Annotated in this window: 11 protein-coding genes; 10 read left to right on the top strand and 1 reads right to left on the bottom strand. The window is 66.9% G+C overall.

The genetic code is table 11. The annotated features are described in order from the left end of the window. Nucleotides 1-398 precede the first annotated feature (398 nt). On the top strand, nt 399-3,098 hold the full coding sequence (gene dipA, locus AC4OR5_RS09480; RefSeq protein WP_023100009.1) for a phosphodiesterase DipA: 2,700 nt from the start codon (nt 399-401) through the stop codon (nt 3,096-3,098). Between the two features lie 94 nt (nt 3,099-3,192). Further along, entirely contained in the window at nt 3,193-3,840 is a 648-nt protein-coding gene (gene msrA, locus AC4OR5_RS09475) for a peptide-methionine (S)-S-oxide reductase MsrA (RefSeq protein WP_003095789.1), read from the top strand. A 3-nt stretch (nt 3,841-3,843) separates the two neighbouring features. Here msrA and AC4OR5_RS09470 read toward each other — a convergent pair whose 3' ends face one another. Beyond that, the gene (locus AC4OR5_RS09470; protein ID WP_003095790.1) at nt 3,844-4,680 is read right to left on the bottom strand and encodes a 23S rRNA (adenine(2030)-N(6))-methyltransferase RlmJ; all 837 of its coding nucleotides are present in this window, start codon (nt 4,678-4,680) and stop codon (nt 3,844-3,846) included. Nucleotides 4,681-4,981: 301 nt separating this feature from the next. Here AC4OR5_RS09470 and AC4OR5_RS09465 point away from each other — a divergent pair, with 301 nt between their 5' ends. From AC4OR5_RS09465 to AC4OR5_RS09430, 8 genes are all read left to right on the top strand, one after another. Beyond that, a complete protein-coding gene (locus AC4OR5_RS09465; RefSeq protein ID WP_003095792.1) occupies nt 4,982-6,784 on the top strand; it encodes an acyl-CoA dehydrogenase in 1,803 nt (600 codons plus the stop codon). Nucleotides 6,785-7,076: 292 nt separating this feature from the next. Continuing rightward, nucleotides 7,077-8,819 carry a potassium/proton antiporter gene (locus AC4OR5_RS09460; RefSeq protein ID WP_003095795.1) on the top strand — a complete coding sequence of 581 codons (1,743 nt, stop codon included), beginning with the start codon at nt 7,077-7,079 and terminating at the stop codon, nt 8,817-8,819. Between the two features lie 91 nt (nt 8,820-8,910). Then, nucleotides 8,911-12,267, top strand: coding sequence for a mechanosensitive channel MscK (gene mscK / locus AC4OR5_RS09455; protein WP_003095799.1), 3,357 nt, complete (start codon nt 8,911-8,913; stop codon nt 12,265-12,267). Nucleotides 12,268-12,333: 66 nt separating this feature from the next. Beyond that, entirely contained in the window at nt 12,334-13,794 is a 1,461-nt protein-coding gene (gene selO / locus AC4OR5_RS09450; RefSeq protein ID WP_058152674.1) for a protein adenylyltransferase SelO, read from the top strand. 150 nt (nt 13,795-13,944) lie between these two features. Then, nucleotides 13,945-14,919 carry a sulfite exporter TauE/SafE family protein gene (locus tag AC4OR5_RS09445; protein WP_003095804.1) on the top strand — a complete coding sequence of 325 codons (975 nt, stop codon included), beginning with the start codon at nt 13,945-13,947 and terminating at the stop codon, nt 14,917-14,919. Between the two features lie 136 nt (nt 14,920-15,055). Further along, nucleotides 15,056-16,333: a bifunctional O-acetylhomoserine aminocarboxypropyltransferase/cysteine synthase gene (locus tag AC4OR5_RS09440; protein ID WP_023094927.1), complete on the top strand. Its 1,278-nt coding sequence runs from the start codon at nt 15,056-15,058 to the stop codon at nt 16,331-16,333. A 90-nt stretch (nt 16,334-16,423) separates the two neighbouring features. Continuing rightward, on the top strand, nt 16,424-16,876 hold the full coding sequence (locus AC4OR5_RS09435; RefSeq protein WP_003114565.1) for a YiiD C-terminal domain-containing protein: 453 nt from the start codon (nt 16,424-16,426) through the stop codon (nt 16,874-16,876). A 112-nt stretch (nt 16,877-16,988) separates the two neighbouring features. After that, nucleotides 16,989-17,804, top strand: coding sequence for a universal stress protein (locus tag AC4OR5_RS09430; RefSeq protein WP_003095811.1), 816 nt, complete (start codon nt 16,989-16,991; stop codon nt 17,802-17,804). Nucleotide 17,805: the final 1 nt, after the last annotated feature.

The raw sequence follows: 17,805 nt of genomic DNA, 5'->3' as shown, positions 1-17,805 counted from the left end.
GAGCGGCCAGCCCCTCTCGCGAGCATGCCACGCTCGTCTCTCGGCCCCACCGGATGGTGGGGCTTTTTTTTGCCTGCCTGACGGCTCGGCGAAACTGCGTCCCGTCGTACCGCCAGCGAATGCCACAGGACCCGCAGGCGCGAGTTCGACGCGCACGATGACAGGCGCTCGACGCCAACCCTCCCGGCGAAGCCAACCCTACGAAAAACAGGGCTTTTCCAGCGGCGCCGCAGACCTCCGACCGTCCAGCGGTTTTTTCCCGGATACGCTTAACTTGGGCCCTGCCGGGCCGATACAGAGTTACTTGTCAGACCAATCGGCATAATGCACCCTTTGCCTGCACCCCATCGAAACGGGTCGAGGCCTCCCCCTCGCTCAGTACCTGGAATCAGCCTCGCATGAAAAGTCATCCCGATGCCGCCAGCCGTTCGGCGGCCGAGGTTGTCACGCAGCTACCCGTGCCGTCGCGGCTCGGGCTGCTGCGTTTCGAGCGGCTGAACGAGCCGAGCTGGGCACTGCTGTTCCTCGATCCTGCCTGCGAGCGCCAGCTCGGGCTGCCGGCGACTACCCTCTGCGCACTGCTCGATGCGCCTTACGCCAGCCTGATGGAACCCGAGGCCCGCCACCGCCTGCACGAGCAGATCCAGCAGCAACTGGTGAAGCGCCCGCACTACCAGGTGAGCTACAAGCTGCACACACCCAACGGCGTGCTGACCATGCTGGAGTTCGGCGAAGCCTTCCAGCAGCATGGCCGCCAGTTGCTGCACGGCTACCTGATGGTCGAGGAGCGACCGGAGAGCGCCGAGCGCAGCGAACAGTTGCTCGACCTGGAATCGCAGAACCTGCGCCTGAAGGCGTCCCTGGACCTCTACCAGCGCTCCCAGGACGACCACCTGCAACACCTGCTGCGCTCGCGCACCCAGCAGAACCTGATCGTCCGCCTGGCCCGCCATCGCTACCTGTCCAGCGACCCGCTGCTGGAGGCCGCGCAACTGATCACCCAGGCCGCCTGCGAAGCCTACGGCACCGCGCGCGCCGGCATCTGGCGCCTGCTCGACGACCAGCGCCTGGAAGCGGTGACCGTCTACCGCCGCGACCTCGACCAGTACGAGAAGCCCCAGAGCATCGACGCCAGCCGCTACCCCGCCTACCTCGAGGCGGTACACAGCGGGCGCGCCATCGACGCCCACAACGCCCAACGCGACCCACGCACCCAGGAACTCTACAAGGACTACCTGAAGCCGCTGGGCGTCAACGCCCTGCTCGACGCCACCATCCGCATCGGCGGCGAGGTGGTCGGCGTGCTGTGCCTGGAACACGCCGGCGAGAACCGCATGTGGCAGAGCGACGAGATCGCCTTCGCCGGGGAACTCGCCGACCAGTACGCGCAGGTCCTGATGAACCACGAGCGACGCAATGTCTCCAGCGCCCTGCACCTGTTCCAGCGCGCGGTGGAACAGAGCGCCAGCGCCTTCCTGCTGATCGACCGCGACGGCGTGGTGGAATACGTCAATCCGAGCTTCACCTCGATCACCCAGTACAGCGCCGACGAAGTGCGTAACCGACGCCTGTCCGAGCTTCCGGCGCTGGAGAACCTCAGCGAGCTGCTGTTCGACGCGCGTTCCGCGCTGACCCAGCAGAACAGCTGGCAGGGCGAGTTCCGCAGCCGCCGCAAGAACCACGAGCCTTACTGGGGCCAGTTGTCGCTGTCGAAGGTCTACGACGATCTCGGCGAGCTGACCCACTACATCGGCATCTACGAAGACATCACGCAGAACAAGCTGGCCCAGCAGCACATCGAGAAACTCGCCTACCGCGACAACCTCACCGGCCTGGCCAACCGGCACTATTTCATCGGCGCCCTCGAGGAACGCCTGGAAAGCAGCGGCGACCGCCCGCTCAGCCTGCTGCTGGTGGACATCGACAACTTCAAGCGGATCAATGACAGCCTCGGCCACCAGACCGGCGACAAGCTGCTGGTCAGCCTGGCCCGGCGCTTGCGCAGTTGCCTCGGCGACGGCGCCACCCTGGCGCGCTTCGCCAGCAACGAGTTCGCCGTGCTGCTCGACGACACCGCGGTGGAAAAGGGCGAAAGCATCGCCGCGCAGGTCCTGCACATGCTCGACAAGCCGCTGTTCGTCGACAACCAGTTGATCAACATCACCGGCTCCATCGGCCTGGCCAGCGCCCCGCAGCACGGCTGCGACCCGCAGACCCTGATGAAGTACGCCGGCCTGGCGCTGCACAAGGCCAAGGCCAACGGCAAGCACCAGGTCCAGGTGTTCACCGAGGCGCTGACCGCCGAGGCCAGCTACAAGCTGTTCGTCGAGAGCAACCTGCGCCGCGCCCTGGCGCAGAACGAACTGGCGGTGCACTACCAGCCCAAGCTGTGCCTGCGCAGCGGCCAGTTGCTCGGCCTGGAAGCCCTGCTGCGCTGGCAGCATCCGGAAAAAGGCATGATCCGCCCGGACCGCTTCATCAGCGTGGCCGAGGAAACCGGGCTGATCGTGCCGATCGGCAAGTGGGTGATCCGCGAAGCCTGTCGCCAGGCCCGCGAGCTGGCCGAGGCCGGGCTGGGCGAGCTGCAGATCGCCATCAACCTGTCGCCCAAGCAGTTCACCGACCCGGACCTGGTCGGCTCGATCGCGGCGATCCTCCACGAAGAGAACATCCCGGCCAGCCAGCTGGAACTGGAGCTCACCGAAAGCCTGCTGCTGGACGCCACCGACGATACCCGCCAGCAACTCGAACGCCTGAAGAGCCTCGGCCTGACCCTGGCGATGGACGACTTCGGCACCGGCTACTCGTCACTGAGCTACCTGAAGAAATTCCCCATCGACGTGATCAAGATCGACCGCAGCTTCATCAAGGACATCCCGGACAGCCAGGACGACATGGAAATCACCTCGGCGGTGATCGCCATGGCCCACAACCTCAAGCTCAAGGTAGTCGCCGAAGGCGTGGAGAGCGCCGAGCAACTGGCCTTCCTCCGGCGCAACCGCTGCGACATCGGCCAGGGCTACCTGTTCGACCGGCCGATCCCCAGCGACCTGCTCAATACCAGCCTGCTGCGCTATCCCTGCCGCACCCTGCACTGATCGCCCCAGGCCTCCCCCGCCGGCGCGGAAAGGCTGTACTCTCTGTGCTCATCCGCGAGTCATTCGCCTACCCCCTGAGCAGGAGACGAGAGCCATGGTTCTGCGTTCTGAAATCCTCACCAAGAAAAGCGAGCTGCCCACGCCGGACCAGGCCCTGCCGGGTCGCGAAAGCGCCATGCCGGTGCCCGAAGCGCACTTCGTCAACGGCCGCCCGCTGACCGCGCCGTTCCCCGCCGGCCTGCAACAGGTGCTGTTCGGCATGGGCTGCTTCTGGGGCGCCGAGCGTCGCCTCTGGCAGCAACCGGGCGTCTGGGTGACTGCGGTGGGTTATGCCGGCGGCTACACGCCGAACCCGACCTACGACGAAGTCTGCTCCGGCCTGACCGGCCACAGCGAGGTCGTGCTGGTGGTCTACAACCCGCAGGAGACCAGCTTCGAACAGCTGCTCAAGGTATTCTGGGAAGCCCACGACCCGACCCAGGGCATGCGCCAGGGCGGCGACATCGGCACCCAGTACCGCTCGGTGATCTACACCTTCGACGCGGCCCAGAAGGCCGCGGCCATGGCCAGCCGGGAGAGCTTCCAGGCCGAACTGGCGAAAGCCGGCTACGACCGCATCACCACCGAGATCGCCGACGTCCCGCCCTTCTACTACGCCGAGGCCTACCACCAGCAGTACCTGGCGAAGAACCCCAACGGCTACTGCGGCCTGGGCGGCACCGGGGTGTGCCTGCCGGCCTGACGACTATTCCGCCACCAGCCAGTCGAGACGCCAGCCGCCCTGGCTCTGGGCCATGACCTCGGCCAGCCAGGGCAGCAGGTCGCGCAGTTCGTCCTCCAGCGGCCACGGCGGATTGACGATGGCCAGCCCGGAGCCGTTGAAACGCTCGGCGTCGTCGATCGGATGCACGTGCAGCTCGGCACGCAGCAGCTTCGGCGCGACGCTACGTTCCAGGGCCTGGTAGAAACGCTTGAGCTGGCGCTCGTCCTTGATCGGATACCAGATCACTACCACCGTCTGGCGCATCCGCCCAATCGCCTCGTCGAGCGCAGCGACACAACGCTGCAATTCGTCGGCCTGCTCGAACGGCGGATCGATCAGCAGCACCGCGCGCTTTTCCGGCGCCGGCAGGAACGCCCGCGGCAGCAGCCAACCGTCGCCCTGGTGCACGGCGACCCGCCGTTCGCCAGCCATGTTGGCCTTGAGCAGGCGGCCGTCCTCGGGATGCAATTCGTTGAGCAGCACGCGGTCCTGGGCGCGGGTCAGGCGCCGCGCCAACTCCGGCGAGCCCGGGTAGTAGCGCAGGGAGCCGTCCGGGTTCAGGTGACGGATCACGTCCAGGTAATCGTCCAGTTGCTCGGGCAGGCCTTCGCGCTCCCACAGGCGGGCGATGCCCTGCTCCCACTCGCCGGTGCGGCTGGCCTCGTCACCCTGCAGGTCGTAGAGGCCGACCCCGGAATGGCTGTCCAGGTAGGCGTACGGCGTGTCCTTGCGCCCCAGCAGGGCGAAGATCCGCGCCAGCACCAGGTGCTTGAAGACATCGGCATGGTTGCCGGCGTGGTAAGCGTGACGATAGTTCATGATGACTGCTCCTTGGACAGCGCCAGGCAGCGCTGCTAGCCGGACCGCCCGGCCCCGGCGGATTCGCGCCGACCCCGCGTCGGCACAGGCCCTCGCCCATGGGCGAGGGGCGCGGATTCTACCAGCCTCCCGAGGCTTCGGCAGCGGTCTCGCCGTCGCAGGTTTGGCCCTTGTATCACGCATATCGATGTTGGTTGGCGACCTTCATTCACCAGCCTAGACTCGCTGGCACCCTGGCACCGCCTGCGACGGTCGATGCCTTCGCCGCGCCGCCCCACGATCCCCTTTCGCCGAGGTCGTCATGTCCGAAACCCTGCTCAGTTCCCGCAACCTGGCGTTCGAGCTGTACGAAGTCCTCGATGCCGAAGCCCTGACCCAGCGCCCGCGCTTCGCCGAACATAGCCGCGAAACCTTCGATGCCGCCCTCGGCACCGCGCGGAGCCTGGCGGAAAAACTGTTCGCCCCGCACAACCGCAAGGGCGACGAACACGAGCCGCTCTATGAGAATGGCTCAGCCACGCTGATTCCGGAAGTGAAGCCGGCAGTGGATGCCTTCCTCGACGCCGGCTTCCTCAACGCCACCCGCAGCTTCGAGCAAGGCGGCATGCAGTTGCCGACCCTGCTGTCGCAGGCCTGCTTCGCCCACTTCCAGGCGGCCAACGTCGGTAGCTCGGCCTATCCATTCCTGACCATGGGCGCCGCCAACCTGATCGAGAGCTTCGGCAGCGAGGAGCAGAAGCAGCGCTTCCTGCAACCGATGATCGAGGGCCGCTTCTTCGGCACCATGGCCCTCACCGAGCCGCACGCCGGCTCCTCCCTCTCCGACATCCGTACCCGTGCCGAACCGGCCGCCGACGGCAGCTATCGGATCAAGGGCAACAAGATCTTCATTTCCGGCGGCGACCACCCGCTCTCCGAGAACATCGTACACATGGTCCTGGCCAAGCTGCCGGATGCCCCGCCGGGGGTGAAAGGCATCTCGCTGTTCATCGTGCCGAAGTTCCTGGTCAACGCCGACGGCAGCCTCGGGCCGCGCAACGACGTGATCCTCGCCGGCCTGTTCCACAAGATGGGTTATCGCGGCACCACCTCCACCGCGCTGAACTTCGGCGACAACGGCGCCTGCGTCGGCTACCTGGTGGGCAAGCCGCACCACGGCCTGGCCTACATGTTCCAGATGATGAACGAGGCGCGCATCGGCGTCGGCATGGGCGCGGTGATGCTTGGCTATGCCGGTTACCTCTATTCGCTGGAGTACGCCCGCGAACGCCCGCAGGGCCGCCTGCCGGACGGCAAGGACCCGAGCGCGCCACAGGTGGCGATCATCCGCCACGCCGACGTGCGGCGCATGCTGCTGACCCAGAAGGCCTATGTCGAAGGCGCTTTCGACCTGGGCCTGTACGCCGCGCGCCTGTTCGACGACAGCCAGACCCTGGAGGACGACGAACAGCGCCGCCAGGCCCACGAACTGCTCGACCTGCTGACCCCGATCGTCAAGTCCTGGCCCTCGGAGTTCTGCCTGAAGGCCAACGAGCTGGCGATCCAGATCCTCGGCGGCCACGGCTACACCCGCGAATACCCGGTGGAACAGTACTACCGCGACAATCGCCTGAACCCGATCCACGAAGGCACCCACGGCATCCAGTCCCTCGACCTGCTGGGACGCAAGGTCGGGCAGAACAACGGCGCCGGCCTGCGCCAGCTGACCCGCCTGATCCAGGACGCCTGCCGGCGCGCCGAAGCCCATCCATCCCTGGCCGCCCTGCGCCAGCCGCTGGAACGGCTGGTGGCGCGGCTGTCCGAGGTGACCCTGGCGCTGCTCGGCGACCTGATGCAGGGCCAGGTCAACCAGGGCCTGGCCAACTCGGCGCTGTACCTGAAGGTGTTCGGCCATGCGGTGATCGGCTGGCGCTGGCTGGAGCAGGCGATCCGCGCCGAGGAAGGGCTGGCTCGCGGCGACTGCGCCGACGCCGACTTCTATCGCGGCAAGTTGCAGGCCGCTCGCTACTTCCTGACCTGGGAAGTGCCTGGCTGCCACCACGAACTGGCGCTGCTGGAGGCCCGCGACGACGTGTGTTCGAGCATGCAGGAAGAATGGTTCTGATCCTGCCTGCCCTTTCCCGCCCCGGTCACGTCCGGGGCTTTTTTATGTCCGGGCATGAACGCCGGGTTGCCGTTGCCTGGCGGCCACGCCAGCGAGTTCGCGCGCACTCGCCCGGACAACGCGAAAGCCTCGGAATTCCTTCGAAAAAAACCGCCGACGCCCCTTTACAGTCCGCCAAATCCGCAGGTTAGAATCACTTGGCATGCGGCCTGCATCCTGTCTACGTAATTCCCCTACGTAAAACCGACCCGTAGCGTCGCCTTCCCCCTGTCCCGCCGCGAGGAGGCCGACCTTGGACGCCGTCACCGTCAATAATTTCTTCCTGATCGGGGCGGTGCTGGTCGGCATGAGCATCCTCGTCAGCTCGCTGTCCTCCCGCCTGGGCATCCCGATCCTGGTGATCTTCCTCGCCGTCGGCATGATCGCCGGCAACGACGGGGTCGGCGGCATCGTCTTCGACAACTATCCGGTGGCCTACCTGGTGGGCAACCTGGCGCTCGCCGTGATCCTCCTCGACGGCGGCCTGCGCACCCGCGTCTCCAGCTTCCGCGTGGCGCTCTGGCCGGCATTGTCGCTGGCCACCCTGGGCGTGCTGGTGACCACCGGCCTGACCGGCATCGCGGCGGCCTGGCTGTTCGACCTGCACTGGATGGAAGGCCTGCTGATCGGCGCCATCGTCGGCTCCACCGACGCCGCCGCGGTGTTCTCCCTGCTCGGCGGCAAAGGTCTCAACGAGCGGGTCACCGCGACCCTGGAGATCGAATCGGGCAGCAACGACCCGATGGCGGTGTTCCTCACCGTGACCCTGATCGAGATGCTCGCCAGCGGCCAGACCGGCCTCAGCTGGGGCTTCGTCCTGCACCTGGTGCAGCAGTTCGGTCTCGGCGCCCTGCTCGGTCTCGGCGGCGGCTGGTTGCTGCTGCAACTGATCAACCGCATGCACCTGGCCGGCGGCCTCTACCCGCTGCTGGTGATCAGCGGCGGCCTGCTGGTGTTCGCCCTGGCCAACGCCGTCGGCGGCAGCGGCATCCTGGCCATCTACCTGTGCGGCCTGCTCCTCGGCAACCGGCCGATTCGCAGCCGCCACGGCATCCTGCACATGCTCGACGGCATGGCCTGGCTGGCGCAGATCGGCATGTTCCTGGTCCTCGGCCTGCTGGTCACCCCCCACGACCTGTGGCCGATCGCCCTGCCGGCGCTGGCCCTGGCGCTGTGGATGATCCTGGTGGCGCGGCCGCTGTCGGTGCTGATCGGACTGATCCCGTTCCGCGCCTTCCACGACCGCGAGAAAGCCTTCATCGCCTGGGTCGGCCTGCGCGGCGCGGTGCCGATCATCCTCGCGGTGTTCCCGCTGATGGCCGGCCTGCCGAACGCCCAGCTGTTCTTCAACGTGGCCTTCTTCATCGTCCTGGTCTCGCTGCTGGTGCAGGGCACCAGCCTGCCCTGGGCGGCCAGGCTGCTGCGAGTGGTGGTGCCGCCGGACCCGGCACCGATATCCCGCGCCGGCCTGGAGATCCACCCGACCAGCGAGTGGGAGCTGTTCGTCTACCACCTGAACAAGGAAAAGTGGTGCATCGGCGCCGCCCTGCGCGAGCTGAAGATGCCCGGCGGGACCCGGATCGCCGCGCTGTTCCGCGGCACCGAACTGCTCCACCCGTCGGGCAGCACCATCCTCGAGGCCGACGACATCCTCTGCGTGATCGGCCACGAACACGACCTGCCGGCCCTCGGCAAGCTGTTCAGCCAGGCGCCCGACCGCGGCCTCGGCGCGCGCTTCTTCGGCGACTTCGTGCTGGAAGGCGATGCCCAGCTGTCGGCGGTGGCCTCGCTCTACGGCCTGAAGCTCGACGGCATCGACGGCGAGCAAGCGCTGGGCCGCTTCATCGCCCACGAGATCGGCGGCGAAGCGGTGATCGGCGACCAGGTGGAGTGGAACGGCCTGACCTGGACCGTGGCCGCCCTGGAAGGCAACCGTATCCGCAAGGTCGGCGTGAAGTTTCCGGAAGGCCGCCCAGGGCCCGGACTTTTCCTCTGATTTCCTGTCGAATCCCCGTTCCGTGACGCCTTGCGGCGTCCCGGAGCCACCACTAACCTGCATTCACCCTTCTTCGAGTCTCTTCTCGACCATGCCTGCCCTCCGCTCCCTGATCGCTACTCTTTTCCTAGGCCTCTGCCTTGCCAGTCCGCCGCTCCTCGCCCAGTCCGAGCCGCCCTCGGCCGAAGCCGTCCAGCAAAGCCTCGACAAGCTGGCCGAACGCAAGCTCGCCGAAGCCGACCAGAAGGTCGTCAAGGCCAGACTCGAACAGACCCTCAAGTTCCTCGCCGCGCGCGACGAAGCGCTGCAGAGCCTGGAAGACCTGAAAAAGCGCCTGAGCGACGCGCCCCGGCAGATCGAGGATAACCAGCGCGAACTGGAGCGCCTGAAGAAGACCCGCGAACGCCCGGTCAGCGAGCGCTACAGCGGTGAGAGCGTGGCCCGCCTGGAGATGCTGCTCAACGACCGCACCACCCAGCAGGCCGAGTGGCAGAAGGCCCTGGGCGAGGCCAACAGCCTGTCGATCACCGCCGAGACCCGTCCGGAACGAGCCCAGGCCGGCATCAGCAGCATGCAGGCACGGATCCTGGAGATCGGCTCGCTGCTCAAGGCCGGCAAGGAAAGCGGCAAGGCGATCAACGCCGACCGTCGCGGCGAGCTGCTCGCCGAGCAGGCCGCGCTGACCGTGCAGAGCCAGCTGTTGCGCCAGGAGCTGGCCGGCAACAACCTGCTGCAGGACCTCGGCAAGAGCCAGCACGATCTGCTCACCGAGAAGATCTCGCGCCTGGAAAAGGAAACCCTCGACCTGCAGGCGCTGATCAGCGAGAAGCGCCGCGAGCAGTCGGAAAAGACCGTCGCCGAGCTGTCCAAGGAAGGCGCCCAGGGGGCCGGCACCGACAGCCTGCTGAGCCAGGAGAACGCCAAGAATCTGCGTCTCTCCGACTACCTGCTGCGCGCCACCGACCGCCTCAACGTGCTCACCCGGCGCAACCTCGAGACCAAGCAGCAACTGGACAACCTGACCCAGTCCAACCAGGCCCTCGAGGAACAGATCAACGTCCTGCGCGGCAGCCTGCTGCTGTCGCGCATCCTCTACAAGCAGAAACAGGCGCTGCCGAAGATCAAGACCGACCAGAGCCTGGCCGACGAGATCGCCGACCTGCGCCTCGGCCAGTTCGAACTGAACCAGGAACGCGACAAGCTGGCGACCCCGCAGCAATACCTGGACGACCTGCTCGCCCAGCAGCCCAGCGAGCAGGTCACGCCGGAACTGCGCAAGGATCTCGACACCCTGCTGGCAACCCGTTCCGAGCTGCTCGAACGGCTCAACCACGAACTCAACGCGCTGCTCAACGAAGCGATCACCTTGCAGTTGAACCAGAAGCAGTTGCTTTCCACCAGCGAGAGCCTGCGCACCACCCTCGACGAGCAGATGTTCTGGATTCCCAGCAACCAGCCGCTCGACCTGTCCTGGTTCAAGATGACCCCGACCCTGCTGAAGAACCAGCTCACCGAGATTCCCTGGGGCTCCGGGGTGCGTGAACTGGGCGAAGGCCTGGTCGATCGGCCGCTGCTGTTCCTGCCGCTGTTCCTGCTGATCGCCGCTCTGCTGTGGAAACGCCGCTACCTGTACGACAAGCTGGCGGAGCTGAACGACGACATCGGCCACTTCAAGCGCGACAGCCAGCTGCATACCCCGCTGGCGATCCTGATCACCATCCTCCTCGCCCTGCCCGGCACCCTGACCTTCGCCGTCGCCGGCCTGGCCCTGCTGCTGGACGCCCGCGGCCAGAACGCCACCCTCGGCAGCGCCCTGCTGGAAATGGCTCAGGTCTGGCTGCTGTTCTACACCGCCCATCGCATCCTCACCCCGGGCGGCATCGCCGAGCGGCATTTCCACTGGAGCCGCGAACAGGTCGGCTTCCTCGACAGGCACCTGGTCCGCCTCGGCGTTGTGGTCCTGGCGCTGGTCGGCGTGGTGACGGTGGCCGAGCACCAGCCGGCGAGTCTGGCCGACGACGTGATCGGCATCGCCGTGGTCCTGCTCGGCTACGCGGCCATGGCCTGGCTGCTCAGCCGCCTGCTGTTCAGCAGCCCCGGCGACGAGCGTCCGTCGCTGATCAAGATGATCGTCGGCCTCCTCTTCACCGCGCTGCCGCTGGTGCTCTTCGTCGCGGTCTGCTTCGGCTACTACTACACCTCGCTGAAGCTCACCGACCGTCTCATCGATACCCTCTACCTGCTGCTGCTCTGGTTCGTCATCGAAGCCGCCTTCGTCCGCGGCCTGGGCGTGGCGGCCCGGCGCCTGGCCTACGCCCGGGCCCTGGCGAAACGGCAGAACGCGGCGAAGGAAGGCGTCGACGGCGAGACCAACGTCGAGGAGCCGACCCTCGGCATCGAGCAGATCAACCAGCAATCGCTGCGGCTGATCCGCCTGGCCCTGCTGATCGGCTTCATCGTCTGCCTGTACTGGGTCTGGGCCGACCTGATCAGCGTGATCTCCTACCTCGACAACGTCACCCTGTACCAGTACACCGCCGGCACCGGCGAAGCGGCCACCAGCGTGCCGATCAGCCTGCGCGACTTCCTCGCGGCGCTGGCCATCGCGGTGGTCACCGTGGCCCTGGCGCGCAACCTGCCCGGCCTGTTGGAGGTATTGGTGCTACAGCGCCTGACCCTGGCCCAGGGCAGCGCCTACGCCACCACCACCCTGCTTTCCTATGCCATCAGCGGCATCGGCATCGTCAGCGCCCTGTCCACCCTCGGAGTCAGCTGGGACAAGCTGCAATGGCTGGTGGCGGCGCTCTCGGTAGGCCTCGGCTTCGGCCTGCAGGCGATCTTCTCCAACTTCGTCTCCGGCCTGATCATCCTCTTCGAGCGTCCGGTGCGAATCGGCGACGTGGTGACCATCGGCAACCTGTCCGGCACGGTCAGTCGGATCCGCATCCGCGCCACCACCATCACCGATTTCGACCGCAAGGAGATCATCGTCCCGAACCAGACCTTCATCACCGGGCAATTGGTGAACTGGTCGCTGAGCGATACCGTGACCCGGGTCACCATCAAGATCGGCCTGGCCTACGAGACCGACCTGCCGCTGGCGCGCAAGCTGATGATGCAGGCGGTCAAGGAAAACCCGCGGGTACTGCGCGACCCGGAGCCGCTGCTGTACTTCCTGACCATCAGCGCCAGCACCTTCGACTACGAGCTGCGCTTCCACGTCCGCGAACTGGGCGACCGCAACCCCTCTACCGACGAGATCCTGACGAAGATCGCTACCAGCTTCCGCGAACACAAGATCGACATGGCTTTCAACCAGGTCGATGTGTTCGTCAAGAACCTCCAGGGCCAGCAGGTCCAGCTGTTCGTCGGCGAGCCGCAGCACAGCGGCGTCGGCAATCCGCCCGCGCTCAAGGGCCAGGACGGTCCCGCCGAACCGACCCGCTGAACCTTCGGGCCTGGACGCCCTCCGGCAATTCCCAGCACAATGCTCGGGAATTGCCGGAGGCCTCTCTTGAAATCACTCGACGACCTCGACTTCGACAACCGCTTCGCCCGCCTGGGCGACGCCTTCTCCACCGAAGTCCTGCCCGACCCCATCGCCGAGCCGCGCCTGGTGGTAGCCAGCCCCGCCGCCCTGGCGCTGCTCGACCTGCCAGCGGAAACCAGTGACGAAGCGCTGTTCGCCGAGCTGTTCGGCGGGCACAAGCTGTGGTCGGAGGCCGAGCCGCGGGCGATGGTGTATTCCGGCCACCAGTTCGGCTCCTATAACCCGCGCCTGGGCGACGGCCGCGGCCTGCTGCTCGGCGAGGTGATCAACCAGGCCGGCGAGCACTGGGACCTGCACCTCAAGGGCGCCGGCCAGACCCCCTACTCGCGGATGGGCGACGGGCGCGCCGTGCTGCGCTCGTCGATCCGCGAGTTCCTCGCCTCCGAAGCCCTTCCGGCACTGGGCATTCCCAGCAGCCGGGCGCTCTGCGTGATCGGTTCGAGCACGCCGGTCTGGCGCGAGAAGAAGGAAAGCGCGGCGATGCTGCTGCGCCTGGCGCCCAGCCACGTGCGCTTCGGTCACTTCGAATACTTCTACTACACCCGCCAGCACGACCAGTTGAAACAGTTGGCGGCGTTCGTCCAGGAACACCACTTCGCCGACTGCAACGCAGCCGAGCGGCCGTACGCGGCGATGTTCCGCCAGGTCGTCGAGCGCAACGCCGAACTCATCGCCCGCTGGCAGGCCTATGGCTTCTGCCACGGGGTGATGAACACCGACAACATGTCGATCCTCGGCATTACCTTTGACTACGGGCCCTACGCCTTCCTCGACGATTTCGACGCCAATCACATCTGCAATCACTCCGACGACGCCGGCCGCTACTCCTTCAGCAACCAGGTACCGATCGCCCATTGGAACCTGGCCGCCCTGGCCCAGGCGCTGACACCACTGGTGGAAGTGGACGAACTGCGCGCCAGCCTCGACCTGTTCCTGCCCCTCTACCAGGCGCACTACCTCGATCTGATGCGCCGGCGCCTGGGCCTGGGCGTCGCCGCGGAGAACGACCAGGCCCTGGTCCAGGAACTGTTGCAGCGCATGCAGGGCAGCGCGGTGGATTACTCGCTGTTCTTCCGCCAACTCGGCGAGGAGACTCCGGAGCGGGCGCTGGCCAGCCTGCGCGACGACTTCGTCGACCGCGAGGCCTTCGACCGCTGGGCCGAGGCCTACCGCCGGCGCGTCGAGGAAGAAGGCGGAGACCAGGAGTCGCGGCGCCGGCGCATGCACGCGGTCAATCCGCTCTATGTGCTACGCAACTACCTGGCACAGCAGGCTATCGAAGCGGCCGAGCAGGGCGACTACACGGAAGTCCGCTTGCTGCACCAGGTGCTGAGTCGCCCGTTCGAGGAACAGCCGGGCATGGAGCGCTTCACTCGGCGCCCGCCGGACTGGGGGCGGCACCTGGAAATCAGTTGCTCCTCCTGACGGGATGCCCTGACAGAACGGCGGCCGATAATGCCGCAATGGAATAAATACCTTCGGAAAACTTCTTAGACGCACTAAGAAAAGCCGATTATCTTCGCCGCCACACTTATTCCAGCCTGTTCTACCACCTCCTGTCAGGCGCCTTGCCGCATGAAGATACGCGACCTCGATCTCAGCCAGAGTTCGATCAACACCGAACACCAGGCGCTAGGTCTGCCTCCTGTCGAAGATTTCGTCACCCATCCGGACGACCACCCGGTACTGCGCGCCGCCATGTGGGCGGCGGTGCTGATCCTGGTCGGCCTGCTCGCCTTCCTGGCCTGGCGCCTGTTCTTCGACAACGGCGGCAGCAACGGCTTCGAGATCATCGAGCAGGCCCTGACCAGCCGGGGTTTCTGGAGCGCGGTGGCGGTCGGCTTCTTCGCCCAGGTGATCGACGGTGCGCTGGGCATGGCCTATGGCATCACCGCGACTACCTTCCTGCTCAGCGCCGGTGCCACGCCGGCCGCTGCCAGCGCCAGCGTGCACATCGCCGAAGTGTTCACCACCGGCTTTTCCGGGATTTCCCACGTCAAGCTCGGCAACGTCAACAAGTCACTCTTCCTCCGCCTGCTGCTGCCGGGAATGATCGGCGCGGTGCTCGGCGCCGTGCTGATCACCCGCTTCGACGGCCACCAGCTCAAGCCCTTCATCTCCGCCTACCTGCTGCTGATGGGCCTGTACATCCTGAGCAAGGCCTACCGCCACGTGATCAAGCGCCGGGCACCGCGCCACGTGGCCAAGCTGGCACTCTTCGGCGGCTTCGTCGATGCTGCCGGCGGCGGCGGCTGGGGCCCGGTGGTCACCAGCAGCCTGATCGGCTCGGGTAGCGACCCGCGCACCACCATCGGCTCGGTGAACTTCGCCGAGTTCTTCCTGACCATCGCCAGCGCCACCTCCTTCATCCTCCTCGCCGGCCAGCCGGACACCTGGAAGATGGTCGCCGGGCTGGTCTTCGGCGGCCTGTTCGCCGCACCGTTCGCCGCCCTGCTGTGCAAGAAGCTTTCGCCGCGCACCCTGCTGGTCATCGTCGGCACCCTGATCACCCTGATCAGCGCCTACAACATCTACATCGGCCTACGCTGAAACCGACGCCGCCGCTCAGGCATATGCGGCGAACACAACGGTCTAACCAGGCACGCTTTTCCTTGCCCGGGCGCATTGACCCGCCCGGCGCGCTTTCCCATGCTGCGTCCTTCCAATCTGCCCGAAGGAACGCTGCATGAAACTGGAAACCCTGGCCGTCCACGCCGGCTACAGCCCTGACCCGACCACCCGCGCGGTGGCGGTGCCGATCTACCAGACCACCTCCTACGCCTTCGACGACACCCAGCATGGCGCCGACCTGTTCGACCTGAAGGTACCGGGCAACATCTACACACGGATCATGAACCCCACCAACGACGTACTGGAACAGCGCGTCGCGGCGCTGGAAGGCGGGGTCGGGGCGCTGGCGGTGGCCTCGGGGATGGCGGCCATCACCTACGCGATCCAGACCGTCGCCGAGGCCGGCGACAACATCGTCTCGGTGGCCAAGCTCTACGGCGGCACCTACAACCTGCTGGCCCACACCCTGCCACGCATCGGCATCCAGGCGCGCTTCGCCGCTCACGACGACGTCGCCGCCCTGGAAGCGCTGATCGACGAGCGGACCAAGGCCGTGTTCTGCGAAACCATCGGCAACCCGGCGGGCAACATCATCGACCTGCAGGCACTGGCCGACGCCGCTCACCGCCACGGCGTGCCGCTGATCGTCGACAACACGGTAGCCACCCCGGTGCTCTGCCGGCCGTTCGAGCACGGCGCCGACATCGTCGTGCACTCGCTGACCAAGTACATGGGCGGCCACGGCACCAGCATCGGCGGGATCGTGGTCGACTCCGGCAGATTCGACTGGGCGGCGAACAAGTCGCGCTTCCCGCTGCTGAACACGCCCGATCCGTCCTACCACGGCGTCACCTACACCGAGGCCTTCGGACCCGCCGCCTTCATCGGCCGCTGCCGGGTGGTACCGCTGCGCAACATGGGCGCGGCGCTCTCGCCGTTCAACGCCTTCCTCATCCTCCAAGGCCTGGAGACCCTGGCGCTGCGCATGGAGCGCCACTGCGACAACGCCCTCGCCGTGGCCCGCTACCTGCAGCAGCATCCGCAGGTGGCCTGGGTGAAATACGCCGGCCTCGCCGACAACCCCGAGCACGCCCTGGCCCGGCGCTACCTGGGGGGCCGCCCGGCGGCGATCCTGTCTTTCGGCATCCAGGGCGGCAGCGCCGCCGGCGCGCGCTTCATCGACGCCTTGAAGCTGGTGGTGCGGCTGGTCAACATCGGCGACGCCAAGTCCCTGGCCTGCCACCCGGCGAGCACTACCCACCGCCAGTTGAACGCGGAGGAACTGGCCCGCGCCGGAGTCTCCGACGACATGGTGCGGCTGTCGATCGGCATCGAGCACATCGACGACATCCTCGCCGACCTCGACCAGGCCCTGGCCGCCGCCGCACGCTGAGCGGATCGGTCAGTCCGGGCGAGCGTTTCGGTCCTTGCCCGGCCTGGCCGGCCGGCTAGTCTGGCTGGGATCCCCGACATGGAGAGCGCCATGCCACTGCCCACCGAACTCGCCAGGCACCTGACCGAAGAAAAGATCGCCTTCGTCCAGCGCAGCGGACTCAGGGCGGAAGTCCTCGAACCCGGCTACGTGCGCCTGCGCATGCCGGGCGCCGGCAACGAGAACCACATCGGCAGCATGTACGCCGGGGCGCTCTTCACCCTCGCCGAACTTCCCGGTGGCGCGCTGTTCCTGACCAGCTTCGACAGCGCCCGCTTCTATCCCATCGTCAAGGAGATGACCTTGCGCTTCCGCCGTCCTGCCAAGGGCGACATACGCGTCGAGGCACGCCTGGATGCCGAGCGCATCCGCCAACTGGAAACCGAGGCCGGGGAGCGCGGCAAGGCCGAATACAGCCTCGAACTGCAACTCACCGACGAGCAGGGCGAGGTAGTGGCGGAAAGCGCCGCGCTGTACCAGCTACGCAGCCACGCGCGACCCTGACTGGCAGATTTCGCAGGGCCCGGCGAAGGTTTTTTCTGCCGTGGATCAAGGTCCGTAGCGAGCTGCGGCGCGACAGTGGGGAAGCCAGCGTAGCCATCCCACGGAGTCCGCCATGATCCGCCACCTCCTGGTCGCCCACGACCTCACCCCGGAAGCCGACGTCGCCCTCGCCCGCGCCGCCCAGTTGGCCCGCCAGCACGATGCGCGGGTCAGCCTGCTGCACGTGTACGACCCGGGGCTATCGGCGTCGGCGGTGAAGACCGTCAGCGCCATGCTGCAACTCAAGCGCAAGGAGGCCGGCCTCGACGAGGACAGCGCCATCCACCTGTTCAGGGGCCAGCCGATCGACGGCATCCTGCAGCAGACCCGGGCGCTCGAACCGGACCTGCTGCTGATGGGCGCACACCACCAGAAGACCTTCGAACGCTTCGGCAACACCACCCTCGACCAGGTGGTGCGGCGCAGCCGGGTGCCGGTGCTGCTCGCCGTGCGCGAGGCGGACGAACCCTACCGCCAGGCGCTCAGCGCCCTGGACTTTTCCCAGTGCGCCTGTACCGCGCTGCGCCAGGCCTACCGCCTGCTGCCGGTGGAAGCCGACCTGCACGCCCTGCACGTGTTCGAGTCCCCCGACGACGGCGTGCTCGGCCTGCCCCGGCAGAATGCCGCGCACCTGGCGACCCAGGCCGGGCTGATCGAACAATTGCTGAGCGACGAGCAGGAGCGCCTGCCGGGCGTCGGGCCGCAGCTGAGCCACGAAGTGGTTCCCGGCGTGCTGCCGTACAGCCTGGACGCCGCGTTGAAGCAGCGCCAGCCGGAGCTGCTCGCCCTCGGCCGGCACAGCCGCAACGCGCTGATGCAGGCGCTGCTCGGCAACCTGGCGCAACGTTACCTGCGCCAGCCGAGCTGCGACGTCCTGGTTACCTCGTAGA

This window comes from Pseudomonas sp. YA1 (assembly GCF_058680555.1).
This window is presented reverse-complemented; position numbering and strand designations above follow the sequence as displayed.